Origin of the sequence: Paenibacillus solani, from assembly GCF_001277345.1 — a bacterium.
Lineage (GTDB): Bacteria > Bacillota > Bacilli > Paenibacillales > Paenibacillaceae > Paenibacillus_AQ > Paenibacillus_AQ solani.
Genome location: NZ_LIUT01000006.1, coordinates 233,917 through 260,312, shown reverse-complemented (window position 1 = coordinate 260,312; position 26,396 = coordinate 233,917). Strand labels below are relative to the sequence as shown.

Genomic DNA, 26,396 nt, shown 5'->3' with positions numbered 1-26,396 from the left:
TCACCACCAACGAAAAAAATTACACAGGGCGGCGAGCATATTTCTTATCTGAACACTCGCTTAAATCGTGGTCATCCGCTCAAAACGACCCTACTTTTGTTGATGCCACCTCCTAAATTATAGCAAAAACATGCAGTGTGTGAAGGCGACTATGTACTTGGTACGATGAATGCCGTGTTTATATGTTATAGAACGCAGACATATAAATTCCGCAAACGGAATCGGCCACAACAGAGCAGTCCATCACTATCAAGGCTTGCATCCGGATCTTATGTTTTAGACTATCCCAAAAATCGAGTAGGAGGGGGCGGCTAACCCCCGTCCTCACACACCACCGTACATGCGGGTCCGCATACGGCGGTTCCAAAAGGTTAACAAAGCTCCAGATAACGAGAAAGTAAACTTTTCAGCCCTTTCGCTTCCCAATAAGAAGTTGGAAGGGCGTTATTTGTGTTCCGAGACATTTCCCAGGCACCTCGGCGGGAATTTGCCATCTTGAAAGCTGCCCAGTCCGGTACGCCAAGGGCCCGTAGTTCGCGCAGACGCGTCCGCACTCGTTTCCATTGTTTCCACAAGCACATTCGAAGTCTTCTGCGAATCCACTGGTCGAATCTCTCGCAGTGCCTCTTGGCAGAAGCTGTCCCGAAATAGCCCATCCAGCCCATCAGGTATCGGTTCAATCGGGAGATTCGCTCTTCCATCGATATGGACCGACTACGATTCGTTAGTTCTCGGACTTTCTCCTTAAACCGGGAGATCGTCTTTGGGGCCAGGCGAATCGTTGCCTGTCTGTTCGACAGGAAGCTAAAACCAAGAAGTCTCCGGTTCCACGGCCTATCCACTGCGCTTTTGTCCCGATTTACTTTCAGTTTCAACTTTCCTTCTACAAAGTGAGTTATCGATTTCAGTACACGTTCCCCTGCTCGCTTGCTTGCGACAAAGATATGGCAGTCGTCCGCGTAGCGAACGAATCGCAGTCCACGCTGGGTAAGTTCTTTATCCAGATCATCCAGCAGGATGTTCGCCAGAAGCGGACTTAACGGGCCGCCTTGCGGCGTTCCTTCCTCTGTCTTCTGGCAAACTCCACCCTCCATGACTCCAGCGTTCAAATAGGCGCGGATCAGTTTCAGGACGCGCTTATCTGTTACCTTCCTTGCCACTCTAGCCATGAGGATGTCATGGTTCACCCGGTCAAAGAACTTTTCCAAGTCCATATCCACGACCCATCTCAAACCGCTTTGGATATAGCGCTGAGCTTGCTTTACCGCATCTTGCGCTCGCTTTCCCGGTCTAAAACCATAACTGTACCAGGAAAAGGTCGCATCCAAGATCGGATTCATCACTTGCAGAAGTGCTTGTTGGAGAAAACGGTCCATCACGGTCGGGATTCCCAGCAGCCGCACTCCGCCTCCGGGTTTGGGGATTTCCACCCGTTTGACTGGCGCAGGTCTGTAAGCTCCCGTCAGAAGTTCGGTTTCCACCGTCCCCCAGTGTGTTTTCAGGTAAGCTTGTAGCTCATCTACTGTTACACTGTCCACACCGGGGGCTCCTCCGTTTTGAACCACTCGTTTGTAGGCAAGTCGAAGATTACCGCCTTCGAGCATTCGTTCCAACAAGTCATTCTGTGCTTCGCGAGAGGAAATGGCGACTTGTGCCGACGAAGAACTCGGCACTCCGGCATACCCTGACGGCTTCACCGCTTCTCTTTGCCGTAAGCTCTCTTCCGAGATATTCTGCTGTCGTTGCTCTTCATGCGAACGCATCGGTTTCCTCTCTCCTTTCGGTTCAGCCCTTCCGGTTTCCGGCGTCCCGTACTCCCGTACTATGGCTTCTGCTGACTCCTGCGGGTTCAGCGTAACCTCTCGGTTACGGTTACGAAGTGACTTCGCGTTTTTTTTCTCCCGCAGGCCTCCCCAGATAAGGACGTCATCTTTCCGCCCGCGCTTGCCCAAGTTTACGGCTGCAGCCCTTGGCAGCTTTGGATTTCGTCATGTTTAGGTGACTCATCCGACCGCAACCGCCTCAAATTGGATTCGTGTACCTCAAGCCGTGCTTTTGCCTCCAGCTTNCACCCTTGCTCTTTGGTAGGCGCTTGCCAGCCCCCATTCCGGACTTTCACCGTATAGATGACGCCCATGCTGGGCGTACCAACAAAAAGGGAAGCCGTACGTATACGGCTTCCCTTTATAAACTCATCTATTACAGTTTCACGATTTTTCCTGTATCTTGAGATTCGAATGCACCCAGGATAACATTCAAGGAGCGCAGACCTTCCTCACCGGAAATGCTAGGTGGCGTGCTTGTAAGAATGGATTCGACAAAATCGTCGATGACGCCGCTCGGAACCTGCTTCTCATTCGTAGCCATGGCACCAACCTTGTAGGTTTCTACCGTACCATCTGTCAGTTCCACGATTACCTCGTCGCCGTTTACGGTACCGATCTGCATGGCACCTTTTTCGCACCATAATACCGTACCATTATCGCCTGCTCTGTAATGCGTCCAACTTGCCATCAGCGTGCCCACGGCTCCGCTCTTCATGCGAACGATGCATGTTGCGTTGTCGTCCACGTCAGTTCCCTCTTTATGAACTGTGCTGATGAAACCGGCCACTTCTACGATTTCATCGTTCAGCAAGTAACGAATAAAGTCTGATTTATGAACGCCCAGATCTCCCATGGCACCCATAATCGCTTCTTCTTTACGGAAGAACCAGCTGTCCCGGCCATCCAAGCTCCAGCCCTCCGGACCGCCATGACCAAAAGATGTACGGAAGGTAAGCACCTTGCCAAGCTTGCCGGAATCCAGAATTTCCTTTGCTTTCACGTGCGGAGGCATCAGGCGCTGATTGTGTCCAACCATCAGGTAAACGCCATTTTTGCGGGCTGCCTCGATCATTTGCTCTCCTTCTTCAGCCGTTGTTGCCATTGGCTTCTCAACCAGCACATGAAGGCCGGCATTCGCTGCCGCGATAGTCATTGGAGCATGCAGATAGTTCGGCGTACACACACTAACAGCGTCCAGTTTCTCATTCTTCAACAAATCTTCGTAATCCGCATAGGCTTTACCGCCATACTGGGCTGCCATCTCTTCTGCGCGTTCCTTCACCGGATCGGCAAAGGCAACCAGTTCTACGTTAGCATTGTCCGCATACTCAGGAATATGTCTACGCTGGGCGATGGCGCCGCAGCCAAATACAGCCACTTTAATTTTGCTCATGGAAAATCTCCTTTTGTGTTGAATTTTTTAGAATTGGTTCAGGTAATTCTGCTTCAGCCAGTTCATGCTGTTCTCCACGCTTTGCAGCGGCGGATTCTGGCATACATCCTGCTCCACGATCAGCCATTCCGTGCCTGCATCGGATGCAGCCTGAATAACTCCCGGCAGGTTAACCGAGCCTTGGCTCAATTCCAATGTCTTCATGTTGCCCTCAGCATCCTTGCTGAAATCCTTCAGGTGAAGCAGCGGCAGTCGTCCTGCGTATTTCGGAATGTAGGCAAGCGGATCTTGTCCGGCAAATTGTACCCAGCACACGTCCATCTCAACTTGTACAGCTTCCGGAGTTGTCGCGGAATACATCGCATCAAATACGAACTGACCATCGACATCTGCTTCGAATTCAAATGCATGATTATGGTAACCAAAAATCAATCCCTGCTTGCGAGCTTCGGTTCCTACTTCCTCCAGGAACGAGAAGAGGTTCTTCCAATCTTCCGCATCTTTACGGTCCTCTTCTGCCACATAAGGGCACATCATATATTTAGCGCCAATGGTTTTTAGGTAGTCGATCTCCTTCTGCAGATCAGCACGAAGAAGATGCAGGCCCACGTGGCTTCCAATCGCCTTCAGGCCAAGCTCTTGAAGAAGCGTTTTCATTTCCTCGGCTGGAATGTCTCCATAACCTGCGAATTCGACTCCTTCATAACCCAGTTCAGCCACTTTGCGAAGCGTGCCACGGAAATCCTGTGCCGTCTCATCGCGCAACGTATACATCTGCAAACCAATGTTCATTCTTCTCATTATAGCGCACCTCGATTCAAAAAATGAGTTATTGCTCTATCTGCTACTATCATACATGCGAATAGGCTAAAATGAACATAAACAATATGGCTGCAACATGAACTATCTGCTTACTTTTTTACTGGGGGTTATTACCATGATGGAAGCAAAGCTGCTGATCTGCGACTATTCCTATCACTTTCAGCAATTTAGCAACAGTCACCGGGGCGGCTTAACCACATATCTGTTCCGTCTTCAAACTGAAGGCTCTTGTGAGATTTACTGCAACGGCATCGAGCATCATGTGCAAGCAGGCGATCTGCTGCTGCTGAGGCCTGGTGATTCATACGAGCTGCGGATAAAGGAAGACGGCGAGGATGGCCGCGTGTCCAGCGGGGATTATTTTATTTTTTGCGACGGCTCCTGGATTGATGATTGGTGGGAACGGACCCACCGTCCGGTCGTGAGTCATATTGGACTCGACGATCATTTGCTGGGTCTGTGGAGACAGATGCTGCTGGAGAAGCGGCGTGGACTTGAAGGAGAAATCGAGGAGCTGACTGACTATCTGCTGCGCAGTCTCTGCCTGTGTCTGGACCGTGCCATTACCGATATTAAGCCGACCGATCGTCTGGCTTTCACTGCTCTACGTTTGAAGCGATTCGTTGAGGAACATGCCACCATCACCTTCAAGCTGGAGGAGGCTGCTTCTCATGTCGGTCTCAGCTTATCCCGGGCAGTTAAACTGTTCAAAGAATATTACGGAAAAACGATGATTCAATATGCTCTGGAGATCCGGCTGAACGCAGCCGTCGAGCGGATGAAATACAGCACCATGACGCTGGAGGAAATTGCGGAAACCTGCGGTTTTGCTAGCTACTCCTATTTTCACCGGGTATTCCGGGCCAACTACGGCGTATCTCCGGTAAAATTTCGGGAACAGGCAACGGTACCTGCCAGGCCCGAACGAGAGAAAGACCCTCGCTGATTTTTTTCTACATTAATATAGAAGGAACCTGCATATAAAAATAACAAACACCCCCTCCGATTCAAACGGAAGGGGTGTTCACTTAACCTTTGATCGATCCTGCCACCATGCCCTTCATAATCTGCTCCTGCAAGATCAAGTAGGCCACGATCGTTGGAATGACGGCAATTGCCATCGCACCCATCGTCAGGCTGTAATCCGTGCCAAAGCCGTCGGAGAATAAGGACAGACTAAGCGGCAGCGTCTTCAAAGCCTGCGTATTGATAAATACGAGGGCGAAGGAGAAGTCATTCCAGAATCGAAGAAATGCCAGAATCGATATCGTTGCGATGATCGGCGTGCAGAGCGGAAGGATCATTCTTCCGAAGATTCCCCACCAACCGCTGCCATCAATCATAGCGGCCTCTTCAATCTCTCTAGGAATCGATGACATGTAGGCCATCGCCAGGAAGATCGCGATCGGAAGCTCAAACGCCGTATAGGGCAGAATGAGCGCACCGTACGTATCAAGCAAGCCGATATTCTTCATCATAATAAACAGAGGTACCAGCGTACTGTGGATCGGAATCAGCAGCCCGGTCGTAAACAGCACAACCACTATTTTCTTGAACCGAAACTCGAATCTGGACAACACATAGGCCGCAAGCACACTGAGCAAAATGGTGAGCACAACAGCGGTTATTGTCACCACCGTTGAGTTCAACATGGCTCTTCCCATATTTCCAAGCTCCCATGCCCGGAATAAATTCTCCGTCATCCACGTCTTCGGCAAGCCGTAGGGATTCGTAAAGAAGTCTTGGTTCGACTTAAACGCGCTTGTAAAAAGCCAATACAAGGGATAGAGCGTAAGAAGCGCATAACCAATCAGCAGCAATTTTACGAATCCGGACAGTCCCTTCTTGATGACACGGCTCCCGGCAGCACTTCCGTTTTCGGTCGTCTGTATATTCACATCGCTCCCTCCTTCATGCTAGCTTGGCTTTCTGCGCGTTGCGAAATAGTTAAGTGCAATAAGAATGGCGCTGACAATCATGATCATTGTGGATACAGCAGAGCCGTAACCATAGCGGTAGACGCTGAACGTACTGTTGTACATATAAGTGGCAAGCAGCTCGGTCGATTGAGCCGGGCCGCCGCCTGTCATGACAATGACATGGTCAAAAGCCTTCAGGCTCCCCGAGATACAGAGCACAATGGTCACAACCACCGTATTCCAGACCATTGGCAGCGTAATCTGCGTCAGCTTGTTCCAGCCTGTGGATCCATCAATTTGGGCTGCGTCGTGGATCTCCGGCGAAATATTTTGCAGTGCGGCAATAAAAATCACCAGATACGGACCAACGTTCGCCCAGTTAATCGGGATCGAGATGGCCAGCATATTTACTTTTGGATCTGACAGCCAGGGACGGGTCCAGGACTCCAGACCGAGCATCTCAAGCACATAGTTGGCAATCCCAAACTGCGGGTGGTAAATATAACCCCAGATGAGACCGACGACAACCGTGGAGAGAACCATCGGCATGAAGACCGCAGACCGGATGAACCTGGAGAAGAACGAATTCTTGAACAATACGATGGCAATTATTAAAGCGATGGGGATCTGACCAATAATGGATGATCCCACCAGAATCAAGTTATTGCGTAGTGCCCGCCAGAATATCGGATCCTTAAACATCTCTATATAATTATCGAATCCGATAAACTTGGCGTCTCCGAATCCCTTCCAACTAAAAAATCCATAGTAGGCGGACCAGAATACTGGAATAATGACAAACACCAGGAACAACAGAAGCGCAGGAAGAAGAGCTATTGCTATAAATCCTTTGCTTCTTACCGCTGTAGGCATGGCAGCCTCCTCCCTCCTAATCCTTATGCAATGATGTACTGTTTCTTATGGAGTAGCGGATCTTGCTTGCGCGTCCTGAAGTTTCTGGGCAACGCCTTCGATGGAACCGCCCATCATGATCTCCTGCAGGCCGTTATTGATAACATCAGCCGCCTCTGCAGACAGATAAGCATCGTATACCGGCGTAATGCCGGTGGTTTTTACCAGATTAAAAGCTTTATAGTACAGAGACGTAACTTTAGACTCATCAATGTCGGTATCGTACATAACCATGGAGTTGCTTTCAGCAATTGCCTTTTGCGCTTCCGGTCCACTCACGGCATAAATCAGTTCAAGCGCCAATTCTTTCGCTTTCCCTTCTGTTCTGCTGCTAAGGGCCAGACCGCCGCCAGCTCCACCAGAGATGGTGCCTGCTTCCCCTTTACCTCCAGGGATTGAAGGCAATGTAGTTACCTCGATATCCTTCATTTGCTCTTCCGATGAGGAAGCCGCAAGGTTTGTCAGTGTCCAGGCACCGCTGATCATCATCGCTGCATTGCCTTGAATGAAATACTGCTCGGCTTGCGTATTGTCGATGCTGTTCGCGCCTTCCTGGAAGGCTTTGTTGTCAACCAGTTCTTTGAAATAACCAAGTGCTTCGATAAACTCAGGATCGGTGAATTTCGCGCCATCCTGTGCTGCCGCTTTTTTGAACCATTCGGTGCCCGTCACGCGGTCGGCAATCGATCCGATAATGGTGGACTGCGCAACCCATGGCGCTTTGTTTCCGAGGGCGATCGGCGTAATGCCGTTATCGTTGAACGTTTTAACCGCCGTCATCATTTCTTCCCAAGTCGTTGGAACTTTTACATTATGTTTGTCAAACAGCGCTTTGTTGTAGTACAAAATCGAAGTGGCGGACATGCCGACTGGTGCAGAGTAGATCTGACCTTCTTCGAACTGGTATGGATCAAATGCTCCTGGCAGGAACTTATCCTTCCAATCGGAATGCGCATCGAGCACCTCCGTAATCGGTTGAAGCAGCTTCGCCTGATGAAGCTCGGCGGAATGGCTTCCTGCATACACGAAGAATACATCCGGCATTTCATTCGCAGCCGCTACTGTACTCAGACGCTGACGGTAACCATCCGGTGGAATGGCTTGCGCATCCAGCGTAACTTCCGGATGATCCTGAGCGAATTGATCGATAAAGCTTCTGACAGACTTCGCACGCAGGTCATCACCGGCAAAGTTATGCCAGATTGTAAGCTTGACCTTCTCCTGGCTACCTTCTTTTCCTCCCCCTGCCTGCTCTTTGCTTTGCCCGCCTCCGCAAGCTGCGAGGACCAGTGTCATCATCAGCAGTACAAGACCTATTTTCCGTTTTGATCTCATGGTCAATCCCCCTTTTAATTTACGAAAATGAAGCATATTGAGATGATTAGCCTAAGTATAAAAGAGGAGATAGCGCTTACATAGGGGATATACTTCAGTCCATAGAGGGACAAAATTCAGGATTTGCCCGATATTCCGACGGCGTTTGCCCGGTCCATTTCTTAAACAAGCGGTTAAAATACTTAATATCCTCATACCCGATTTCATTTGCAATTTCACTAATCTTGGCAGGCGTTTCCCTGAGCAGATTCATCGCTTTTTGCAGCTTGGCCTGCGTCACAAACTCAATGTAATTCTGTCCGGTTTCCTTCTTAAACATCTCGCTAAAATAGTTGGGGTTCATATGAACATGCTTAGCCACTTGTTGAAGCGACAGGCTCTGTCCGAGATGTTCATGGATAAAAGATATCGCCCGCTGGACGGGACTCGTGGTTGACACCATATCGTGGTACTGCTTCATGATCACTCCCAGAGATTCCATCAGCACTTTCTCCGGTGTCCTCGTCAGCTCACGGATATCATATGTCTCTTCCACGGTAACCGGACTGGTGTAGCCGATCGATGTCGCCGATCGTATCAACCAGCGCTGTGCCGAAACGATCAAAGAGTGCAGGTAGGACTGAACCGAGGCAGGCGTAGCCTGGCTTTGACTCCGGATCCGTCTCAATAAGTCGGCAATCCAAGTCTGCAGCTCGGGAGATTGTCCTGAACGCAGGAGAGAAGATAGCTTGGTTTCTTCCTCTATTGAGCAAACTGTCCGGATTCCATGGCGTCCTTTGATCTCTTCATAACGGATAATCTGATCCGAATGCAGCAGCCACTCGTAAGAGCTGGCTTCTAATGCGGTACTAAGTGCAATATGCAGCTCTTGCACACTGGAAACCGTCCGGCCGCAAGCCGCTATTATTCGACAACCTTGCTTGGATTCTATATTCCGTATTGCGGAAGCTACCCGATCCCACTCGCGGTTCGGTTCTGTTCGTCTCAATAGAAGCAGGGAGCCATGCCACTCCAGCCATGCTCCGCCAACTTCTTCAGTCAGTTCCGTCCCGAGTACGCTGTGCTGCTCCCCAATTGTCAGTTCCCCCTTCTCCTCAAACGGATACACAGACAGTATCCAAATCTGAAGTGCCGAGCCCATCAATTCCAGGCACAGCTCAGGGTACCGCTCCCACAATTCATTACTGGCGGAGTCATCCAGCGATTTTCCGGAAGCAAGCAGCCTTCTCAGAAACCCTCGATTAACCACTTTCTCCTGCTCTTCTTGCTTGGCTTGGTTTAGCTTTTGCAGCAGCAGCCGCTCTCTCGCTTGGACAGCAGCCTCGATAATTTCCCCGGGTCTGCTCGTCTTTAGCAAATAATCGCTCACGCCTTCCCGCATCGCCTGCTGTGCATATACAAATTCGTCGTATCCCGAGATGACAATGACCTCGATCTCGGGATACTGCTGCTTGACTTCACGCGCCATATCCAGCCCGCTCAGGCCCGTCATGCGTATGTCCGTAAATATAATGTCAGGCATTTCAACCGGAATACGCTGAAGGGCTTCCTCCGCTGAAGCCGCAGGTGCCAGCACAGTAAAACCGTTATCTGCCCAATTGATCACTGTACTCAGGCCATTCCGAATGATCACTTCATCATCAACGATCAGTACCTTCAATGTCGCCATCCCCTTTGTCGGAAATTTCCGATTGTTGAATTTCAGGTAAATCAGGTATTGTAAACATCACCCGCGTTCCGGCATCCTCCGTGCTCTCCACACGCAATCCCGCATCCTTGCCGTAATGAAGGAGCAGCCGTTTATGGACATTACGCAGTCCATAGCTTCCGCGTTTAGTTTGGCCCTTCTCATACTGGAGCGGATTTTCAACCAACTGCTCCTGAAGCCAATCCAGGCGCTCCGCCGACATTCCGATGCCATCATCCTCCACCATAAAGTGGATTCCATCCTGTTCGCGGTGGCCGCGAATCGTAATCGTTCCCATTCCGTCACGGCTCAGAATGCCATGCAGCATGGAATTTTCGACCAGTGGCTGCAGCAGCAGCTTCAGCATGGTGTGCTGATACAGTCCCTCCTCCACATGAACCTCAAACTTGAATTTATCCGGATAGCGGATGGTCTGGATATTTACATAATGTCGGACATGCATGATCTCCTGCTGAATCGTGCAGTATTCCTGACCATTATTCAGGCTGAATCTCAGAAAATCGCTGAGCGATCCCACCATCTCGGCAATCTTCACATCCTGATTCATCAGTGCCAGCCAATGGATCGAAGAGAGCGTATTATAGAGAAAATGCGGATTGATCTGTACTTGCAGCGCATGCATATCCGCTTCCTTCTTCAGCGATTCGTTCCATTTCACTTCGTCCGTGAGCTTCACAATCCGGGAGCTGAGCCGGTTATAGCTGATGATCAGCTGACCAACCTCATCAATGGTTTTGACCGGCAGTGCAGGCAGGGGCTCTTCCGGGCTTGCGTTCTTGAGGAACTTTGTTAATACAGACAAAGGATTCGTTATTTTCTGGATCAGGAAAAGAACCAGAATAATGACAAGCAGAATGGCTACACTTACAGCAACCACAGTTAATTTGATGAAATACTGGTTCTGGGAGCGATATTCCTGAGAGGGAATAATACCGACCAACTTCCAGTTTACGCTGGACATTTTCTTATATAGAATGGTTTTCTTATTGCTTCCCTCGCCATAATCCATATTTCCGCTAAGTCCGTTAAACTCTTGAATCGAAGGATAGTAATCCGCCAGCGTCATATTGGTCTCCATATCGGGCGGTCCTGCAATAATCCGATTGTTCTCGTCCAGAAGAAGGACAAAACCCGTTTTCTCCAGTACAGCCTGCCTGAATTGATTGGCAATAACGGCTTGATCGAGATTGATCTGCAGATTCCCGATTGGCTTGTATTTATCCGTGCTCCGAATCGGTCTGGCCAGCGTGATGACCTTCCTTACCCCTTCAAAGGTCCACTGCCGATGAACGAAGGACCACCATTTCGGGTGCTGGTCATAATAATCCGGGATCTCCTCGGTAATATTTCTGAATTCGGAGCGCACTAACGACTTGTGCGAGATATGATCTTTACTGCCAAGCGGCTCAATAATGATGTTGGCAATATAGTCCTTGGAAAAAGCCAAGTTCGTGAGGAAATTGATAATAGTCGTCTGCTGGACGTAATTACTCTCTTCCGTCTTGAGATAGGCTTGCACACCGGTATGACCAATGAGAAACAGCGACATATTCTCTACATCCTTGACCATGGTGTCCAGGTAAGCTTCCAGCTGACGGAGAGTGTTCATCCCTGTGATCTTCGCCTTTTCCTCAGTTAGGCTCTTCGCTATGTTAAAAGAGAAAATCCCCAGAAACAGCAGCGGCACCAGCGTAGCAATAATAATCAATATGGATAATTTATGCTTCAGCGATTTCCCAAGCCATTGTTGCATACACGCTCCCCCGTTCAATGTCCATATGGTATGGGCTTGTCATATTTGTTAACATTGAATGCGTTTACTTTTTTGATTTTTTTGATCCAAAGTGAAAAAGGTGTCAGATTTATTAACTATCTTAGAGGAATCTTTAGACTCAAGTAAATGGTAATAAAGGCCTATAGAGAGGGATGAAATTGTTCAAATCCAGGTTGGTTGCACAGCTTGTCATCTATTGAATTTCGAGCTTTAGAAAATGGGAAAATAACGTTTATTTTCAAATATGGACAACGAAAAAAAGGCGCTGCAGCGCCCTTTTTGTTCATGAGACATGTCATTCTACCAAAATACGTTTTCTTCTTATATACTTTATAAAATATTATTCATGACGAAAAACTCAAATGCATGTATGTGTAGTTCTCATGATTCATGGTATAAACCGTTATCGCCCTTCATCTAATGGACTGTATTCCATGGTATCCACCACAAACCGGTTCAGATCCTCCTGATACCGATAGGTCATCTTAAGATCGCCTGCAAAAGTGCCAATGCTTACATTGACCGCGGCCCTTGTCTGAAGCTTCCCGTTTACTAGACTATGATCAATCACGGCCCCATAACCAATCTTGTCAAATATATAGCTCTTATCTTCGGAGTCATCCTCAAATTTTTCGAAACTTTCCTTCCCGTCAACCGTTATCTTAACAATGAAGTGATCAGCATACTTCTCGATGCTGGATTGCACATAAGTCGATACGGCCTGCTCTAATGATTCAACAGGAATTTCCTTCAGCGTCTCTGCGTCTACAATGTGCATTTCCCCAAGATATAGGCCCGTTCCAGTCCCATTTACATAGAACACAACCACTTCCGGCTTGCCATCGCCCGTAACATCCTGGTAATGAACGATAGGTTTACGTGTACCGTCTCCCCCATGCCATTCTTTAAATACCCGCTTCCTCCCTTCTACCTCGACCACCATGCCTTCATATCTTCCATATTTAGTGACCTTGAAAGGGTAAAGCTTCACATAACCATTCTCCTCCGAGGTCGATACGTCGACCTTCGGCGTATAGAGGTAGACCATGCTCTCCTGCTCATCCCATCCTGCCTGTGCATCATACAAATCCGCTATAAATCGAATAGGAACCATAACATGCCCGTCCTTCAAGTACGCGGGAGTGGATAGTGAATATACCTTGCTGTCTCCCTTCGCCTTCCGGCTTCCCATTTCTAACACGACTTGATCGGCACCCGTGCTGATGGTTACCGTCTTGGTTTTGTTGTTCCAATGCAGCCCCATGGATTTCAGGTAATACTTCATAGCTTGCAAAGGAACCAATGTGGTCTGGTCCTTGATGACGTAATCGACATCGAGCGTAACCATCCAATGATTAATATTTAGTTGTATTTCCTGCTTCGGCGCTGCACTGGCCTGAGCCTGCACCATTGTACTCATTAGCATGGTGAATACTACAGCACTGCTTGCGACCTTTTTTGTCCATTTCCTTGTTCTCATAATCTCTGATTCTCCTTGGGGATCCAAATATATATCTAACTATAACTTAGACGTATCGCGACTGGGAGAAGTTTGTCGATTATTCAGAGAAATGGGCAAAAAATAAATCTCCTTGTAACTGTAACTTTTCTGACATGTGCCTGGTTTGAATAGTTTATGTTGCAATAACAAATCATCACATAATTTCTTTTGTTATGTTAAGGTTGTTATATTATGGAATTTCAGCATGGAAGCGAAGCTGGCGTTCATCCCGGATGGACACTATGGATATGTCCTGGATCAGGATGAGCCAGCCCCTGTATCCGGGCTCCTGAATAAGACCATGCTGTCGCTTGATCTTAAAGCTGAGGCAGCAAGAATGTTTGCTATCGGTTTGCAGTAAGAATAAAGCCTTGGAGGGAGGTGAGCTACATGATGAGCACGGGGAGTTCCATATTCAGCATATGGCCCATGTTGTTTTTCATCATCAATGGACTATTCATGCTGCTTGGATTATATGCATTGTATCTGCTTATCAAATTGATGATTCGAGCCATAACTGCACTGGAAATTTATATTGATGAGAAAAGAAATCGGCGATTATGAAGATGGACTTAGTTTGGGCCACTAAGGAATGGCAATCAGCAAAGGCCCCGGCTAAGTCAGAAGGTGCTTGCGGCCAACAGCCATCCGAGTATGCACCGAACCACGCACCGTACACACAGGGCATATTGCTCACAGTTTACAGAATCAGACGTCTCCTGTTCCAGTCCTTCGGAATGGGAGACTTTTGCGTGTTGTGATATGCAGCAATTGTTTCCATGACCCTTCCTCCCCAAGTTCGGCTTTACCTCTGACCTTATGATCCACTTGGACATCCAACATGATCCAAAAGCCGGCTTGCCGGCACAAGATCTCCTGCTTGTTTCTTCATCTATAGGAATGTGATAGATTAAATGGATACTCAGAATTATTTTCTCTTAGGAGACAACCAATAATGAATCCAAACCTAACTTTAGATGATATACAATGGCAGGCGCTTATTCAGCAAACCGCCAGTTATTTCAGCGATCTGACGATCAAGCGGGGATTTCAATATTACAAGCAAGGCCGCGTTCATGATATGGAGTATTCGGACGCTTCCGGCATCCTAGAAGCCGCTGTGGACGGAACGGAAACCTATCATGTCCAGCTTCACCCTGCTGCCCTGGAGGAGAGCGAATGCAGCTGTCCCGTTAATGTGGGATGCAAGCATATGGTTGCGGTTCTGCTTGATTATGCCCAGCTCCAGGGTCGTTCCATCCATGCTCTGGTTAATGCGCATTCCACTACGTATGCCGCGAGCTCTACCTATGACCGAAGCGAGCCTAATCTCCGTTACACACAGGAACGGCCGTCTCCCGGAGCATCGGGCTGGAGAGCCAAGGCAGACCGTCTGCCTGAGCTGCCCATCTCTGCATGGCATGAGTTATTTGAAGTTTGCACGGCTTCGCTGGGGACCAATACGCAGAATTCATTTTACGCCAAAAATGCTCTTGCCTCCCTCCATCACATCAGACCACCGCTGCCGCCGGATATGGACTCTTTATATGAGCTTCATGCCCATTTATTCGTTCTGGGGAAGCTCATCAAACAGCCGACCAGTGCCTGGAATTCTTCCGGCTCTTACATCGGCTATCACACGCAGGTTGCTGCAGATCATATCCAGGCTAGTATCGAACGCATCTTCAAGGAAGGATTGGAGGGCAGCGAGCCCAAGGGAGCCTTTGGGCAGCGGCTGTCAGAGACCAATGTCCTTGTGCGGCAGAGTATGCTGACAGAACCTAGGAATCGTAAATTTTACACCCAGGTCTACATGCAGCTCTGGATATACTGGATCTACCCGCTTATGAAAACAAGTGAAGGTACGATCAGAGAAGAATTAGAACAGCTGCAAGCAGCCGAAGCTGAATATGGCAGCGCCCTCTCGCGTGCCTCCTGGTATATGGCGCAGGGACTAATGTCCTTCTACCTCGGTCAAGACGAACAAGCATGGAGCCTGATCCGGGAAGCGGATAAGGTCAGCATTCTCCCCCCGGCAGCCGTGCTCGGCTTCTTCGGCATGCTGCATTCAGGGCAGCAATGGGACCGCTTAGCCCGCTGGCTTCCAGAGATCGGCCCGCTCCTTGGCAGTCATCGCAGCGAGCATCTGGGCAGCTATCAATTCTACTGGGATGCCGTAATTCAGCATCGGCCGGAAGTGGCTGAGCGGATGTGGAGCAGTCTGGCCGACATGCTTCCTTACTCGAAGGACATCTACCAGAATGCCTTGATCACACACGGCAGATGGCGGGAATGGATTGACTATCAGTTAAGCACAGGCCGGGAACCGCTGGAGTTTCGAGTTGGCGAGCTGGCGCCGATTGAGAAGAATGCACCCGAGCTACTGCTGCCTTTTTACCATCAGGCCGTCGAACGATACATCCTTCATAAGAACCGGGTCGGCTATAAAGCAGCCGTCAAGCTGCTCAAACGGTTGGCCAAGCTATACAAGAAGCTCAAGCAGCAGGAGCGCTGGGATGTATTCATCATCTCCTTGTCCGTTCGCAACAGCCGGCTTCGCGCATTCCAGGAAGAGCTTCGGAGAGGAAAGCTGATATCATGAGCAAACATACCGAAACCATCACCGTCCATATCGCATTAAGCGAATATGGAGATGCCGTAATTTACGGGTCTACCGTCATGCGGGGTTACGTATCCGGACAGTACCTAAAGCACCGTTTATTCGCGTGGCACGAAGCTTCCTTCTACGGGACCGAGCTTACCGTTCAATCCGTTCAGGATATGGAAGTGGTCATCCTGCCTTCCGAGCAAGTCATACCGTTCTTTGCGGATGGACGGCTGCTTGAACATATTGAATGGGTATGGGACGAGGATTGCCTTCCCTTCATAGAAATGGCTCCTTTGCTGGCAGCTTGTATTCAGAATAAACAATATGCACCCAGCTTAAGTGCCTTCAAGTCAGGCAAGCTGCAATGGGTCTGGGATGCCGAGACTTTCACGGCCGACGAACAAGCCCGCCTCGCCATGCTGAACGGAGATGAGATATGGGAGGAAGGCTTACGGGCTGCCTTCTCGGCTGCCGTACAGGAGCAGTATTACGGCAGCGAAGAAGCGGCGGCCGACCTGCGCAGAGAGTACCCTCTGCTCTTCTCACAGAACCGTACCGCAGCCGAGGGCATGGACGACAAGTCCTGGCTGATCGCCATCGGGTGGCGGCCTGACACGGCTCCGTTCCGCCCCCTGCTCCAACTGCTTGAGCCGGACGAAGAAGAAGCCGAATGGCGTCTTCGGCTCGTGCTGCAGGACAAGTTGGATGCCGCAGCGCTTGCTGCCGTGCGTCTGGACGAAGCCGGGCATGCATACGGATCATGGCCGGAGACATGGACGGATCATGTTATGGAGCGATCTTCCGGCTGGCTGCAAGGCTTGCAGGCTGCACTGCCAGAGCGGGTGCTTCACGCTCCGGCTGAAGACGTGCTCGGAAACCCTCTGACTGACGAGGCAGCGTGGCAATTTCTGACGATCGACAGCCAGCGGCTGCTTCAGTCAGGCTGGCTGGTGCTGCTGCCCGCCTGGTGGGAAGCCGCCAGCAGGAAGAAGCCCAAGCTGCGAGCGAAGGTACGCTCAGGTGAAGGCGAGGGCGCGGAGCGTAACAGCGGCGGTTCTCTGTTCGGTCTGGATGCACTGGTGAATTTCGATTGGCGCATCGCGATCGGGGAAGCTAACCTCTCCGAGACTGAATTCGCAGAGCTTGTTGCCCGAAATGAACGGCTTGTACGATTCCGGGGTCAGTGGATACCGCTGGACCCTGCACTGGTCGCCCAGATCCGCCAGATGATGGCGGGCGTAGACCGTGAGGAAGGTCTATCGTTTCAAGATATTCTGCACCTTCATCTGCTCGGAAACAATGATGATTCAGAGCAGCACCAGCAGGATGCTGAGGAAACGCGGGATCCGGAACGAATCAAGCTTGAAGTGGAGCTGAACGAGCATTTCGTGAAGCTTATCAGCCAGCTCAGCCGGCAAAGCGAATGGCCGAGCCCCCTTGTTCCGGCCGGACTGAAGGCCGAGCTGCGGACATACCAGCATGACGGCTTTGCCTGGCTCGCCTTCCTGCGGCGATACGGCCTTGGGGCATGCCTTGCCGATGACATGGGTCTAGGCAAAACTGTACAGTTTATCGCCTACCTGCTGCACGTGAAGGAGACAACGCTGGAACGGAAAGAAAAGCGCCTCCCTTCCCTGCTGATCTGCCCTACCTCGGTGCTTGGCAATTGGCAGAAGGAGCTGGAACGGTTTGCCCCTTCGCTCCAGGTCATGCTTCACTACGGTGGGAAGCGCAGCAGCAGCGAGGATTTCTATCAAGAGGCTTACCAAGTGGACATTATTCTTACATCCTACGCGACGGCAACGCTCGATCAAGAGATGTTAAGAGATATGAAGTGGGAAGCGATTGGCATCGATGAGGCCCAGAACATCAAGAACGCCGATACCAAGCAATCCGCCGCGGTGCGCAGCTTCCCGGCAAGACACCGCATAGCGCTAACCGGCACACCGATTGAGAACCGGCTGTCCGAGCTGTGGTCGATCTATGACTTCATTAACCCCGGTTATCTCGGCAGCCTGCGGGCATTTAATCTCCGATTTATCCAGGCCATCGAGAAAGACAAGAACGAGGAACGTACAGCCGATCTTCAGAAGCTGATCAAGCCCTTCATGCTCAGGCGCAAGAAGAAGGATCCTGCGATTCAGCTTGACCTGCCGGACAAGAACGAGATGAAGACCTATATCCATCTCACGGCCGAGCAAGGCGCCCTGTACGATCAGACCGTGAACAGCCTCCTGGAACGCATGCAAAAGCTTGAGGGCATTGAACGCAAAGGTGCCATTCTGGCAGCACTTACGCAGTTCAAGCAGCTCTGCGATCATCCAGCACTGCTGACGAAGGAGGCCCTCCCGGAACTGCCGGGAGGAGGTGGCTTGCTCGACACCGAAGCCGTCATCAACCGTTCGGCCAAGCTCGAGAGGCTGCTGTCCATGGTGAAAGAACTGCGGGATGAGGGCGAGCGCTGCCTGATCTTCACCCAGTATATCGGTATGGGCGAAATGATGCGGCAGGTGCTGCATCAAGAGCTTGGGGAGCCCGTTCTATATTTAAACGGCAGCACGCCCAAGCGGACGCGCGATCGCATGATCGAGCAGTTCCAGTCCCACACGCTGCCGCCCGAGGAGCAGCCGAATGTCATGATCCTCTCCATCAAGGCCGGCGGCGTCGGCCTGAATCTGACCGCCGCCAATCATGTATTCCACTTCGACCGCTGGTGGAACCCCGCAGTCGAGAATCAAGCGACTGACCGGGCTTATCGAATGGGACAAACCAAGGATGTCCAGGTCTACAAGTTCATCTCCATGGGAACCCTCGAAGAACGGATCGATGAGATGCTGGAGAGCAAACAGCAGCTGAGCGATCAGATCATCGCCAGCAGCGAAGGCTGGATTACCGAGCTGTCTACCGATGAGCTGAAGGATCTCTTCACGCTGCGGCGGGATTGGGCTTGATCTGTATATCATGGAGAAACGGGGCGTTGAACGCAGGCATCTGCTCTCCGTGTCGTAAAGCGGAATGCCTGAAGATTCCTGGGCCGCTTCCAAATATCGTTCTATAACAATATCGTAAGCAAAAAGCCCCGTGGCGGACACGGGGCTTTTTCGTTTGGAGAAATTGACGGGTACGTAAAATTCTAATTGATTACACGAATGAAAGCATGAACGGCCAAAATAATTCTAAGGTTTGAGCGTGTTTAAGTACTTTTACTTGGGTAATCCGGTCAATGTGAAGCACTTTCGCCTCGTTCACTTGGGCAATCCGCCTCAAATTGGGGACTCACCGGATAGTTTCATCCGCCCCGGCAGTCCCCGCTCCATCGCTCACTTCTCCTCCATCAGCTGCCGCAGCTTTGCTTCCGTTGTTGTATCGGGAGCAGGCGTATAGATGCTGCACCGCAGATCATCCGTTCCGTACACTTTCAGCGATGTGAGCTCATACACCATTTTGCCGGCCTTGGCGTGACGGAACTCTAAATGCACCTCAGGGGCATAGCTCACCTGGCTCTGCTCCCACATGCGGTTAAAATCGGGATGTCCGTTCTTCATCTCCTCCAAAAAACGATCATACCACTCATCCTCAACATACTGCCCGTAGTAGGACCTGAACATGGACAGGAATCCGCTGGCGAACTGCTCCCAGTTCACCGCCAAGCGTTGAAATTCCCTGCGGGTAAAGAGCAGCCGAATCATATTCCGCTCCTCGGGCGGGATGCGGTCAAAATCAAGAAACACATACGCAGCCGCTCGGTTCCACCCCACGATGTTGCACATGCGATCTGATATCATAACGGGACAATATTTCAGCTCAGTGATGATTTTTTGCAGAGACGGGCTGATCTGAACCGCTTCGTGTTTAACCGTGTACGGCTCTGCCCCGCTCTCTAGCGCCAGGGAGTACAGATATCTGCGCTCGTCCGCGTTCAGCTGCAGTGCGCTTGCGACGCAGTCCAGCACGGACGACGACACCTTGATGTCGCGTCCCTGCTCCAGCCAGGTGTACCAGGTGGTGCTGACACCGGCCAGCTGGGCAACCTCTTCCCTGCGCAAGCCCGGCGTTCTTCTTCGAGTACCCGGCGGCAGACCGACGGACTCGGGAGAGATTTTGGCACGCTGCCCTTTTAAGAAAGCGGACAGTGCTTGAAGCCTAACCTGGGAATTCATCTAGTAAGCCATCTCCATTCATTTAGGATAGCAGTATTTATACTAGGATAAACGGTATCTTGTAATAGGATACTACACGTGACATTATAACCTTAAGATTGACAAGTTATAAAGTCTTAAGGAGGCTGTGGATCTATGGAAAGAGTCGTTATTACAGGTATGGGAGTCATATCGCCGCTGGGCAATGACGTGGAAACGTTCTGGTCCCGGCTTGTACAGGGAAAATCCGGTATTACACATATAGAAACAATCGATACATCGAGACAGAAAGTACAAATTGCAGGCTCCGTGAAGGAGTTTGACGCAAACGCGCTGTTCGGCGCGAAGGAAGCCCGGCGTATGGACCGCTTCTGCCAATTTGCACTGGCTGCGGCGGATCAAGCTGTCATCCAGTCGGGCCTTGATCTTGATCAGATTGATCATGAGCATATGGGAGTCTACGTAGGCTCCGGCATCGGCGGCATCCAAACCTTGATGAATCAGAGCAGCACACTGTCATCTCGGGGTCCCGAACGGGTCAGTCCAACCCTGGTACCTATGATGATTCCCAATATGGCGGCAGCGCTCATCAGCATTAAATATAAGGCGCTGGGTTCTACGCTTGCCCCGGTTACGGCATGTTCGATCGGTAATACGGCGATTGGCGAAGCTTTCTTTAACATTCAGACAGGCCGCTCCGACATCATTATCGCGGGAGGCTCCGAAGCCGCGCTGACAGATATCTCGCTGGCCAGCTTCGCGAATGCCACTGCACTGTCCTCACGTAACGATGAACCTGGCCGGGCGAGCCGGCCATTCGATACAGACCGCGATGGATTCGTCATGGCGGAAGGTGCCGGCATCCTCGTCCTGGAGTCGCTCTCCCATGCCTTACGCAGAGGCGCGGTCATACTGGGAGAGGTCATTGGTTACGGTGCCAGCTCAGATGCCTATCATATGGTCGCTACACCGGAAGACGGAAGCGGCGCCGCAAGGGCAATGAAGCTGGCCCTGTCTGAAGCGAAGCTCTCCCCGACCGATGTGGATGTCATCAGCGCCCATGCTACAAGCACGGTCATCGGTGACCGTTCAGAGACAGCAGCTATCAAGCAGGTGTTCGGCGAGGAGGCGTACCGCATCCCGATAACGGCCAACAAGTCGATGACCGGGCATATGCTGGGCGCATCTGGCGGCGCGGAAGCCATAGCCCTCGTCAAATCCTTGCAGACAGGCATCATACCGCCGACGATTAACCTTGAACATGCCGATCCAACCTGCGATCTGGACTATGTGCCAAACGAGGCGAGAAACGCCGAGCTCCGGATTGGCATGTCGAATTCCTTCGGCTTCGGCGGACATAATTCGGCGATTGTTATCCAGAAATATGATCATGAGTAACCATGAGTCCCGGACTCCAGTGAAAACTGGGGTCTTTTTCTTGTTGCGATTCTGGAAGGATGGGCTGAATAATGAGACAGAAACGCTTTTTAAATTTTTTTTCGCAGAATCAAACTTTTTGAAAGACTCGCACGTCTTGCTTCCGTAAGGCAATTGCAATTGATGGTTACCCGCGCGGGCCCAAAGGAGTGTCATATTTACATGAGAGGCGGCCGGAAGCTTGAGAAGCTTCTTATCCAATGCATAACCGAAAATCAGGACAGCGCCTATAGGCTGGCTTACAGCTACGTCAGAAATAAAGAGGATGCCCTCGATATCGTTCAGGACGCGATCCACAAAGCATTTTTATCCGTGGAAAAACTAAAGCAGACGGGTTCATTAAAAAGCTGGTTTTTCCGAATTATTGTCACAACCTCCCTGGATCTCATACGAAAACAGAAAAAAGTCCAGGTCATGGACGATGAGAACCTGGAGTTCATATTACCCGGCAGCCATGATCACTATCCAAATTTGGATCTGGCTCAGTCCCTGGACGATTTACCTGACAAATATCGGATCATCATTATTCTCCGGTTCTTCGAAGATATGAAGATTGACGAAATTGCCGAGGTGCTCCACGAGAATGTCAGCACGGTAAAAACGAGGTTATACCAAGGACTGCAGAGACTGCGGGTGAACCTAAGCGAGGAAGATCAAGAGGAGGCACAACGATAATGCATGACAAGCTGAATAGGATGAAAGAGCAGTACGAGAGCACTCCTATTCCCGATGAATTAAGCTCGATTGTCAACAAGACCATAGCAACCAGACGAAGAAAAAATAGAGCTTTACCCTGGATCGCCAGCGTTGCCGCTGCCTGCGCATTGCTGTTTGCCGGCGTGAATGCGAGTCCCGCCTTCGCCAAAGCCATGTCCGATGTGCCCGTTCTGGGCGAGATCGTCAAGGTGATGACCATTCGCGAATATGCCGAGCAGGACGATAACACGGCAGTGCATATCGAAACGCCCGGCATAACCAATCTGGGTAATACGGAGCTTGAGCAAACGTTGAATAACAAATACCTGGAAGAAAACAAGAAATTGTATGAAAACTTCAAAGACGAAGTTGCCCAGCTCAATCAAGAAGGCGGCGGACATCTGAGCCTCGATAGCGGTTATGAAGTGGTCACGGATAATGAACAGCTGCTGACGCTTTTACGCTACGTGGTGGAATCTGCCGGAGGCTCGGCCGAATCCAGGCAGTATGATACGATCGACAAGATCAACCATTTGGTAATCACACTGCCAAGCCTGTTCAAGGATGATTCCTATATCCAAGTCATCAGCGACAATATCAAGGAGCAGATGCGCCAGCAGATGCACGATAATCCGGATAACATCTACTGGGTTGAACAGCCTGGAGTGGAGCCAGAGATACCGGAAGATCTATTCCAAACGATCGACAAGGACCAGAACTTCTATATTAGTCCAAGCGGCAAATTGGTCATCAGCTTTAACGAATATGATGTAGCTCCCGGTTATATGGGCGTCGTGGAATTTACGATCCCAACGGAAGTGATCCAAGATCTGCTCGTCAGCAACGAGTACATCCGATAGTTTCAACAGTGCAGAACTACTATTGCAGATCGTTCTTCTGATCCCTTCTGCCCTCAGATTCTCGTTAGAAGTTTTATTCATTACAGATAAACAATACAGACATCAAATCATAAGCCTGGAGGTAATTACGATGAAAACAATGAAACATACAACCCCATTGACCAAAACCCTAGCAGCTGCCGGATTAGCGGGTGTCCTGATGATATCCGCTTCGGGTCTGCCATCCACTCATGTCCATGCCGAAAGCAAAACTGCCGCGAGTACGGAACAGGTAAAGGCTCCTGCCATGGCACTCCCACTGGTCACGTCCAAAACATTGCAATCCAAGGAGAAATGGCTGGAAACCGATATTCAAATTCCTGTATTTCAGGGCCTAGCCGATGCCAAATACCAAGATCAGTTGAACGACATCATCGAATCCCATGCTAATAAAGATATTGCCAAATGGGAGAAGGAAGCGGCCGAAACTGCAGCAAATGCGAAAAAGAACGGTTATACCATGCGTCCATATCAGCTGACGATCAACTACGAGCTCACATCGGACGGCACGGACAACAGTCTGATCTCCCTCAAGGTGATCACGGAAGGCATGGGAATGAACAATGGCGATCCCCGCGTGGATACGTATAACTTCACAAACGAAGCCGAAGCCCAGCTCGTGACGCTTGAGGACCTATTCGGGAAGAATTACCAATCGATCGTCGATACAGCGGTCAAAACCGCGATTGCCGCGGATCAGGACAATTACTTCGCGAACGAAGACGGATTCCAGGGCATCAATGCGGAACAATCTTTCTATGTAGCAGACGGAAAAGCTTATATCGTATTCCAAAAATACAGCATCGCCCCAGGATCGACAGGAACGCCGGAGTTTGCCGTGAAACTGCCGGGGAAAGCATCCGCAGAAAAGGTTGTTTCGGCTGTATTGAAGTCAGGTGCGTATTACAAAGATAACAACGGCAACATTATGATTCCGGCAGCCCATGTGCTGCGCCAGCTTCAATTCGACGTGAAGTGGAACGGTAAGAACAAAACCGCCGAAATCTCCAAGGGTGCCGTCTGGAGTTCGGTGACACTGAATAAGGATGCCTATGCTTTTGGTAAAATGGCCCCGCACTCGCTCGGCTCAGCTCCCGTCATGAACAAAGGCCATGTCTATGTTCCGCTTGCTTTCCTAACGGATGTGCTGAACCTGAACGCGGAGCACGGCAAGCATGGGGAGATTACGGTGACAGCAGCAAAATAACCTTTTCCTACGCAATCCAGCGTTTAGCTTAACGTACAGGGCAACAAAGCCCGGACAACTGATCAGCAGCATGCACGCAAGAAAAGAGGCCCTCTCCAACACGGAGACGGCCTCTTCTTATATCAATAATAGGGAAGATTGTTAACAATATCCCTCTGCCAATGCTTCTCCAGCCCTGCCGCCCCATTCATCGTCCATCAAAAACCGGGCTCGAACATCCTCTCCTTCACGCACAAAAGTCAGACGGTAATATACTTCTTCATCCTCACAAATCTCAAAATACAGCGCATAACGCCCTTCTTCCAGCGGAAGCTTAATAACGGCGTTCGACATGACGGACAACAGCTCCAGCTTCCCGGGATCCAGAACGTCAAACGGTACGACCATCCGCCGCTCCGTGTTCGGATCTTCCGTGAACGTCTCTTTCAAGGCTAGCTTTACCCAAGCGCCGAAAGCATCGTCAGGAATCGGATCAAAGGTTAGATAACCAGGATGGATGACCGCCCCCTGCTTGATATTGATTTCTCCCCACTGACATAACTCCTCATCAAAATCTCGCGAGCGGACTTGAATCTGATGATGCGAGATGGTAAGGTCAACCTCTTGAGTCAATTTCATATGCTGCATGGTACGACACCTCGTTTTCACAAAATTCTACTTAAGCTGCTCCACCTGGATCGTGGCCAGCCTGCGTTCCTTATCCACCTGAACCCGCATGCTAATGCCCAGCTTCTCCTCAAACAACCGGGTGACATTTAAGTACTTGTCCTCCACGACTCCCGATCCTCCTTGTCCATTGGAGCGTGTCATGCCTGCGGTGATAATCTCTTTCACCATATCCCCATCCGCCTTGGCGTGCGGATCATATGTAAATACAGGCTCCTTACGATGGTCATAGAAGATATATTCCTCACGGTATTCTTTTGCGTTCGGATATAATCATTCTCCAGGTTTTCATACTGGACCCTCCCTGCCAAGAAAGGATTATCCTCCGAAGCCTCTACCTCGAACTGCCCATACGCCAATTGGAACAGCATATTAAGATCGGACCCGTCCAGCCTGTAGTATAACGGTCGAAGTTCCCCCCTGCTTATCGGTGGCGGCGAAGCCGGCCAGCAGCGGCCAAGCATCCACTTGTTCACCATCCACATCGACGGCCAGCTGGTATTTGGTTAGGACCATCTCATTCTGGAAAAGCCCATACGTGCGCGCAATAAAGTATTCCGGCATCAACAACGAGGCTGCAATCAGTACGGTCACGCCCCATAGAATTCGTTTGCCTTTCATGCTGTCACCTCCTCTGGCTGATTCTTCATCCGACTCCTAATGGACTACCTTTAGGACAAGGTTATTGGGCATTAGGAGTGCTTATATGCTTCAGCGTTACTTAGTAGTCCACCTCTTCAATATCCGGGCGTACATGCTATGTGGCATCCACAAACTCCAGCTTTCCGAACCGCGAGGGTATATGGTAATTGACCTCTCCGGTGGGGCTCCATGCCTGATATTCCCGGTTGCCTTGGGTGTCCTCGTCAATGCGGTAAAAATTCATGTTCCAGCTTTGCCCCGCCTGCGGCGGATGCTGAAAGTTCTGCGCCGGAATGTGAATCTCGTAAACCAGATTTCCCTTACCACCGTTCTCTACCATGGTCAGAAGACCGGTAAGATCCCACCGGGCATCACTGTCCGTGATCGACTTTTGCCCATCGCTTTGGATCCGCGCATCAAATATAACATTGTTCGGGCTTACCTCAAGCTCGATATATTCCAAACCCTCTCCTGCTTCATCTATAAACAGCTCCACGACATCCTGCTCATACAGCGGATCATCCCGATGCCGATACTCCGAGACGATATGGGAATCCTGGCAAACAAACTGCACGTAGAAGCATTCGGAGCTCCAGCAGGCACGAACCTCCGTCGCTTCCTTTGGGGCAAGCCCCGTAACGGTGTCGCTCAGGGCCACAGCTTCATAGCGGCTCCAATCGATACTCCCCCGATTCTCTCCCTGCTGAAGATATATGGCGGGCTTGCACTGGTAAATAGCGGTATAACGCATGATGATCCCTCCGAGACATTCTCAATTGTTGTCATGATATCCTCTATGATAAGTCATACAGATTCGGTTTGCTATTCCGTGGTAAGAATAAAGAAAATCAGGAAATCCCATCATTTTGCTCTCTATCCCATAGTGAAATAAAGGACATGCTGTGCTACAAT

At 50.3% G+C, this 26,396-nt stretch carries 23 protein-coding genes; 9 read left to right on the top strand and 14 right to left on the bottom strand.

Annotation, left to right across the window (positions count from 1 at the left end):
- Positions 1–371 precede the first annotated feature (371 nt).
- From ltrA to AM231_RS22465, 3 genes are all read right to left on the bottom strand, one after another.
- Positions 372–1,763, bottom strand: coding sequence for a group II intron reverse transcriptase/maturase (gene ltrA, locus AM231_RS22480; RefSeq protein ID WP_082341794.1), 1,392 nt, complete (start codon positions 1,761–1,763; stop codon positions 372–374).
- 436 nt (positions 1,764–2,199) lie between these two features.
- Positions 2,200–3,219, bottom strand: coding sequence for a Gfo/Idh/MocA family protein (locus AM231_RS22470; protein ID WP_054404603.1), 1,020 nt, complete (start codon positions 3,217–3,219; stop codon positions 2,200–2,202).
- Positions 3,220–3,246: 27 nt separating this feature from the next.
- Complete coding sequence (locus AM231_RS22465; protein WP_054404602.1) at positions 3,247–4,020, bottom strand: sugar phosphate isomerase/epimerase family protein; 774 nt, start codon at positions 4,018–4,020, stop codon at positions 3,247–3,249.
- A gap of 139 nt (positions 4,021–4,159) precedes the next feature.
- Here AM231_RS22465 and AM231_RS22460 point away from each other — a divergent pair, with 139 nt between their 5' ends.
- Complete coding sequence (locus tag AM231_RS22460; protein WP_054404903.1) at positions 4,160–4,987, top strand: helix-turn-helix domain-containing protein; 828 nt, start codon at positions 4,160–4,162, stop codon at positions 4,985–4,987.
- 82 nt (positions 4,988–5,069) lie between these two features.
- Here AM231_RS22460 and AM231_RS22455 read toward each other — a convergent pair whose 3' ends face one another.
- The 6 genes from AM231_RS22455 to AM231_RS22430 all read right to left on the bottom strand — a co-directional run bounded on the left by AM231_RS22455 (position 5,070) and on the right by AM231_RS22430 (position 13,169).
- On the bottom strand, positions 5,070–5,939 hold the full coding sequence (locus AM231_RS22455) for a carbohydrate ABC transporter permease (RefSeq protein ID WP_054404601.1): 870 nt from the start codon (positions 5,937–5,939) through the stop codon (positions 5,070–5,072).
- 18 nt (positions 5,940–5,957) lie between these two features.
- Entirely contained in the window at positions 5,958–6,833 is an 876-nt protein-coding gene (locus tag AM231_RS22450) for a carbohydrate ABC transporter permease (protein WP_054404600.1), read from the bottom strand.
- Positions 6,834–6,878: 45 nt separating this feature from the next.
- Positions 6,879–8,207 carry an extracellular solute-binding protein gene (locus AM231_RS22445; RefSeq protein WP_053490280.1) on the bottom strand — a complete coding sequence of 443 codons (1,329 nt, stop codon included), beginning with the start codon at positions 8,205–8,207 and terminating at the stop codon, positions 6,879–6,881.
- 94 nt (positions 8,208–8,301) lie between these two features.
- Complete coding sequence (locus AM231_RS22440) at positions 8,302–9,876, bottom strand: response regulator transcription factor (RefSeq protein WP_242615278.1); 1,575 nt, start codon at positions 9,874–9,876, stop codon at positions 8,302–8,304.
- On the bottom strand, positions 9,848–11,668 hold the full coding sequence (locus AM231_RS22435) for a sensor histidine kinase (RefSeq protein ID WP_054404598.1): 1,821 nt from the start codon (positions 11,666–11,668) through the stop codon (positions 9,848–9,850). Before AM231_RS22435 ends, AM231_RS22440 begins: the two co-directional genes overlap by 29 nt.
- A 424-nt stretch (positions 11,669–12,092) precedes the next feature.
- Complete coding sequence (locus tag AM231_RS22430) at positions 12,093–13,169, bottom strand: copper amine oxidase N-terminal domain-containing protein (RefSeq protein ID WP_054404597.1); 1,077 nt, start codon at positions 13,167–13,169, stop codon at positions 12,093–12,095.
- A 226-nt stretch (positions 13,170–13,395) separates the two neighbouring features.
- Here AM231_RS22430 and AM231_RS29255 point away from each other — a divergent pair, with 226 nt between their 5' ends.
- The 4 genes from AM231_RS29255 (at position 13,396) to AM231_RS22415 (ending at position 18,749) form a co-directional block, all read left to right on the top strand.
- Entirely contained in the window at positions 13,396–13,551 is a 156-nt protein-coding gene (locus AM231_RS29255) for a hypothetical protein (protein ID WP_165593457.1), read from the top strand.
- 29 nt (positions 13,552–13,580) lie between these two features.
- Positions 13,581–13,754, top strand: coding sequence for a hypothetical protein (locus tag AM231_RS29250; RefSeq protein ID WP_165593451.1), 174 nt, complete (start codon positions 13,581–13,583; stop codon positions 13,752–13,754).
- 391 nt (positions 13,755–14,145) lie between these two features.
- The gene (locus tag AM231_RS22420; RefSeq protein ID WP_242615277.1) at positions 14,146–15,792 is read left to right on the top strand and encodes an SWIM zinc finger family protein; all 1,647 of its coding nucleotides are present in this window, start codon (positions 14,146–14,148) and stop codon (positions 15,790–15,792) included.
- Positions 15,789–18,749, top strand: coding sequence for a DEAD/DEAH box helicase (locus AM231_RS22415; RefSeq protein WP_054404594.1), 2,961 nt, complete (start codon positions 15,789–15,791; stop codon positions 18,747–18,749). The genes AM231_RS22420 and AM231_RS22415 overlap by 4 nt, the downstream gene beginning before the upstream one ends.
- Before the next feature lie 369 nt (positions 18,750–19,118).
- Here the strand turns inward: AM231_RS22415 and AM231_RS22410 are convergent, their stop codons facing one another.
- A complete protein-coding gene (locus AM231_RS22410) occupies positions 19,119–19,958 on the bottom strand; it encodes a helix-turn-helix transcriptional regulator (protein WP_054404593.1) in 840 nt (279 codons plus the stop codon).
- 135 nt (positions 19,959–20,093) lie between these two features.
- Here AM231_RS22410 and fabF point away from each other — a divergent pair, with 135 nt between their 5' ends.
- The 4 genes from fabF (at position 20,094) to AM231_RS22390 (ending at position 24,176) form a co-directional block, all read left to right on the top strand.
- Positions 20,094–21,335, top strand: a complete 1,242-nt coding sequence (gene fabF / locus AM231_RS22405) for a beta-ketoacyl-ACP synthase II (protein WP_054404592.1) — start codon at positions 20,094–20,096, stop codon at positions 21,333–21,335.
- 201 nt (positions 21,336–21,536) lie between these two features.
- The gene (locus AM231_RS22400; RefSeq protein WP_053494011.1) at positions 21,537–22,049 is read left to right on the top strand and encodes an RNA polymerase sigma factor; all 513 of its coding nucleotides are present in this window, start codon (positions 21,537–21,539) and stop codon (positions 22,047–22,049) included.
- Complete coding sequence (gene rsiV / locus AM231_RS22395) at positions 22,049–22,930, top strand: anti-sigma-V factor RsiV (RefSeq protein WP_054404591.1); 882 nt, start codon at positions 22,049–22,051, stop codon at positions 22,928–22,930. The genes AM231_RS22400 and rsiV overlap by 1 nt, the downstream gene beginning before the upstream one ends.
- A gap of 130 nt (positions 22,931–23,060) precedes the next feature.
- A complete protein-coding gene (locus AM231_RS22390) occupies positions 23,061–24,176 on the top strand; it encodes a stalk domain-containing protein (RefSeq protein WP_054404590.1) in 1,116 nt (371 codons plus the stop codon).
- A 141-nt stretch (positions 24,177–24,317) separates the two neighbouring features.
- On the opposite strand, the gene comJ is transcribed toward AM231_RS22390, so the two are convergent.
- The 4 genes from comJ to AM231_RS22375 all read right to left on the bottom strand — a co-directional run bounded on the left by comJ (position 24,318) and on the right by AM231_RS22375 (position 26,235).
- A complete protein-coding gene (gene comJ / locus AM231_RS22385; protein WP_054404589.1) occupies positions 24,318–24,803 on the bottom strand; it encodes a competence protein ComJ in 486 nt (161 codons plus the stop codon).
- Between the two features lie 27 nt (positions 24,804–24,830).
- On the bottom strand, positions 24,831–25,013 hold the full coding sequence (locus tag AM231_RS30095) for a hypothetical protein (protein WP_242615276.1): 183 nt from the start codon (positions 25,011–25,013) through the stop codon (positions 24,831–24,833).
- Positions 25,014–25,214: 201 nt separating this feature from the next.
- Entirely contained in the window at positions 25,215–25,463 is a 249-nt protein-coding gene (locus AM231_RS30090) for a hypothetical protein (protein WP_242615275.1), read from the bottom strand.
- Between the two features lie 136 nt (positions 25,464–25,599).
- The gene (locus tag AM231_RS22375) at positions 25,600–26,235 is read right to left on the bottom strand and encodes a carbohydrate-binding family 9-like protein (RefSeq protein ID WP_054404588.1); all 636 of its coding nucleotides are present in this window, start codon (positions 26,233–26,235) and stop codon (positions 25,600–25,602) included.
- Positions 26,236–26,396 lie beyond the last annotated feature (161 nt).

Excerpts from the sequence above, each read along its gene's own strand:
- ltrA (WP_082341794.1), bottom strand. The coding sequence starts at position 1,763 with ATGCGTTCGCATGAAGAGCAACGACAGCAGAATATCTCGGAAGAGAGC.
- AM231_RS22470 (WP_054404603.1), bottom strand. The coding sequence starts at position 3,219 with ATGAGCAAAATTAAAGTGGCTGTATTTGGCTGCGGCGCCATCGCCCAG.
- AM231_RS22465 (WP_054404602.1), bottom strand. The coding sequence starts at position 4,020 with ATGAGAAGAATGAACATTGGTTTGCAGATGTATACGTTGCGCGATGAG.
- AM231_RS22460 (WP_054404903.1), top strand. The coding sequence starts at position 4,160 with ATGGAAGCAAAGCTGCTGATCTGCGACTATTCCTATCACTTTCAGCAA.
- AM231_RS22450 (WP_054404600.1), bottom strand. The coding sequence starts at position 6,833 with ATGCCTACAGCGGTAAGAAGCAAAGGATTTATAGCAATAGCTCTTCTT.
- AM231_RS22445 (WP_053490280.1), bottom strand. The coding sequence starts at position 8,207 with ATGAGATCAAAACGGAAAATAGGTCTTGTACTGCTGATGATGACACTG.
- AM231_RS22440 (WP_242615278.1), bottom strand. The coding sequence starts at position 9,876 with ATGGCGACATTGAAGGTACTGATCGTTGATGATGAAGTGATCATTCGG.
- AM231_RS22435 (WP_054404598.1), bottom strand. The coding sequence starts at position 11,668 with ATGCAACAATGGCTTGGGAAATCGCTGAAGCATAAATTATCCATATTG.
- AM231_RS22430 (WP_054404597.1), bottom strand. The coding sequence starts at position 13,169 with ATGAGAACAAGGAAATGGACAAAAAAGGTCGCAAGCAGTGCTGTAGTA.
- AM231_RS29255 (WP_165593457.1), top strand. The coding sequence starts at position 13,396 with ATGGAAGCGAAGCTGGCGTTCATCCCGGATGGACACTATGGATATGTC.
- AM231_RS29250 (WP_165593451.1), top strand. The coding sequence starts at position 13,581 with ATGATGAGCACGGGGAGTTCCATATTCAGCATATGGCCCATGTTGTTT.
- AM231_RS22420 (WP_242615277.1), top strand. The coding sequence starts at position 14,146 with ATGAATCCAAACCTAACTTTAGATGATATACAATGGCAGGCGCTTATT.
- AM231_RS22415 (WP_054404594.1), top strand. The coding sequence starts at position 15,789 with ATGAGCAAACATACCGAAACCATCACCGTCCATATCGCATTAAGCGAA.
- AM231_RS22410 (WP_054404593.1), bottom strand. The coding sequence starts at position 19,958 with ATGAATTCCCAGGTTAGGCTTCAAGCACTGTCCGCTTTCTTAAAAGGG.
- fabF (WP_054404592.1), top strand. The coding sequence starts at position 20,094 with ATGGAAAGAGTCGTTATTACAGGTATGGGAGTCATATCGCCGCTGGGC.
- AM231_RS22400 (WP_053494011.1), top strand. The coding sequence starts at position 21,537 with ATGAGAGGCGGCCGGAAGCTTGAGAAGCTTCTTATCCAATGCATAACC.
- rsiV (WP_054404591.1), top strand. The coding sequence starts at position 22,049 with ATGCATGACAAGCTGAATAGGATGAAAGAGCAGTACGAGAGCACTCCT.
- AM231_RS22390 (WP_054404590.1), top strand. The coding sequence starts at position 23,061 with ATGAAAACAATGAAACATACAACCCCATTGACCAAAACCCTAGCAGCT.
- comJ (WP_054404589.1), bottom strand. The coding sequence starts at position 24,803 with ATGCAGCATATGAAATTGACTCAAGAGGTTGACCTTACCATCTCGCAT.
- AM231_RS30095 (WP_242615276.1), bottom strand. The coding sequence starts at position 25,013 with ATGGTGAAAGAGATTATCACCGCAGGCATGACACGCTCCAATGGACAA.
- AM231_RS30090 (WP_242615275.1), bottom strand. The coding sequence starts at position 25,463 with ATGAAAGGCAAACGAATTCTATGGGGCGTGACCGTACTGATTGCAGCC.
- AM231_RS22375 (WP_054404588.1), bottom strand. The coding sequence starts at position 26,235 with ATGCGTTATACCGCTATTTACCAGTGCAAGCCCGCCATATATCTTCAG.